The sequence below is a fragment of the Flavobacterium sp. genome (assembly GCF_043756175.1).
Classification (GTDB): domain Bacteria; phylum Bacteroidota; class Bacteroidia; order Flavobacteriales; family Flavobacteriaceae; genus Flavobacterium.
The window spans coordinates 1-2,276 of the sequence record NZ_JAYURN010000023.1 but is presented as its reverse complement, the minus strand read 5'-3'; the positions used below and the strand labels follow the sequence as shown (position 1 = coordinate 2,276).

Sequence of the window (2,276 nt, the reverse complement as noted above, 5' to 3'; positions counted from 1 at the left end):
GTAAATTTTAAAGCATTGTTTATCAAATTCATCATGATTTGAGACAATTTTGTAGGATCGCCAATCAAATAATCAGGAATTTCCGAATCTATTTTCAGAATAAATTGGTTGTTATTTACTAAGGCTAGTTCTTTTAAAGAGTTCTGTATATTTTCTAATAATTGTTTAAGATTAAAATTGATGTATTCTATTTCGAATTTATGAGAGTCGATTTTATTTATTTCGAGAATTTCATTTATAAACTTGGTTAGATAATCTCCAGAAAATTTCAAGGATGACAAATAATGCATTTGTGATTTCTTTGGTTTTTCTTCCAATAATAAATGAGTGATTCCGTTTATGGCATTAAGTGGTGTACGAAGTTCATGGCTTACAGTGGACAGAAATTCAGATCTTGCATTAGAGGCTTTTTCCGCTTTATCTCGGGCAATTTCTAATTCTTTATTTTTTTCTTTTAGCATCTGATTGGATTGTGTCCTGATGATATTATTTTTATATAAAGATAAACTCAGTAAGGATAAAATCGAAATTAATGCAATTGCCAGAATACTGATTAGTTTTGAGAATTTATTGGTCTTTTCCTGTTGTTTGTTTTTATTGACAATTTGCCTGATTTCTTTTAATCGCTCGGACTCTTTAAATTCATCATAATCATCAATTCCAAGTCTTTTGTCATTCAAAAGGGAAATATTCTCTTTCAGGTTAAGATGCTGTTTTAGATAAAAGTAGGCATTATTTTTATCTAACATTTTATCGTAAATAGAACTTAAGGCGATTAAAATATTAGATTTTTGGTCTGAATTTTTAGTTTTAATATTCAGTTCCATTGCTTTATTGAGATAGTTTAGCGCTAAATTGTACCTTTCTTTTGTCGCTTCAATAGTACCAATCTGGTAAAGCGCTTCGGTTCTCGAATTGAGTATCTCTGGGTTGTCCGGTTTGGCTATTATTGTCTTGAAAATTGCCGAAGCTAATTCGTCATTTCCTTTATATTTGCTTATTATTCCTTTTTGCAGATCGAGTAAATTATTTATTGCTGTAGTATCAGCGCTTTTTAATCGATCCGATATTGATTTTGTCGTGTTAAAATATATTTCGGCATCGTTAAAATTTCTTTTTTCAATAAAACTTAAGCCTATGTAATAGTTGCTATATGCGTAATTAGTACTGGGGTCTAGTTTTTTATAAAATTCGATGCTGTTATGAAAAGTTTTAATTGCATCATTGTATTTTTTTAAATCAAAATACATTTTGCCTAATCTGAATGTTTGATCGGCTTGAGCTTGGATATTGCGTATTACTTTCGAGTGATTTATGGCTTTTTGTGTGTAGAATAAAGCTTTTTTGTAATTATCCGCTTTAATATTTGAATTAGCCAAATTGCTGTAATACTTGATACTATCTATTTTCTCATTGCTTTGAGAAAATAGATTAGAGTGGCATAAAAAGATAAAAATAAAGAAGTACTTCATTTATAACTGATTTTTTTATGTGTTATTTTTTCGCTCCATCAAAAGTATTAAATCAATTATTCGGGATGAATACCCTATTTCATTGTCATACCACCCTACTACTTTAACCATTTTGTCTATAACAGAGGTCAGTAGAGCATCAAATATACATGAATTTTTATTACCAATTACATCTACAGAAACGATTGGATCTTCGGTGTAATCCAGAACGCCTTTTAAATTAGTTTGAGCGGCAATCTTGAAGGCTGCATTAATATCATTTATTGTAACGGCTCTTTTTACATTAAAAGTAATGTCGGTCAAGGAACCATCTGGAACGGGTACTCGAATTCCGCAGCCGCCAATTTTCCCTTGCAATTTAGGGAAAATTTTTGTCAGTGCTTTAGCTGCACCTGTTGTAGTTGGAACTATTGATTGGCTGGCACCACGAGCCCTTCGCAAGTCTTTATGGGGCTGGTCATGTAAACTTTGGTCCGTGGTATAAGAATGAATTGTTGTGATGTATGCCTGTTCAATACCACAAAGTTCATCAATAACTTTCATCATTGGTGCGGCATTGTTCGTTGTGCAACTCGCATTAGATACGATAGTTTCAGTACCATCAAGAATATTTTCATTCACACCTAAAACTACCGTTTTTATAGTGTCAACCTCAGAAGGAGCGGATAGAATTACTTTTTTGGCACCAGCCAAAATATGGGCATCGAGCTCTTCAAAAGTCTTGAATTTTCCAGTTGATTCAACTACATAATCTATATTTATGCTTTTCCAGTCCAGTTTTGAAATGCTTTTTTCATGAAAAAA

General features: G+C 31.8%; 2 protein-coding genes. Both read right to left on the bottom strand.

The features are described from left to right. Positions 1 to 1,472, bottom strand: a 1,472-nt coding sequence (locus ACH2BP_RS01240; protein ID WP_395056222.1) for a histidine kinase dimerization/phospho-acceptor domain-containing protein, incomplete at its 3' end; no start/stop codon positions are given. Between the two features lie 15 nt (positions 1,473 to 1,487). Beyond that, a partial coding sequence (locus ACH2BP_RS01235) for a type I glyceraldehyde-3-phosphate dehydrogenase (RefSeq protein ID WP_395056220.1) occupies positions 1,488 to 2,276 on the bottom strand: 789 nt, incomplete at its 5' end.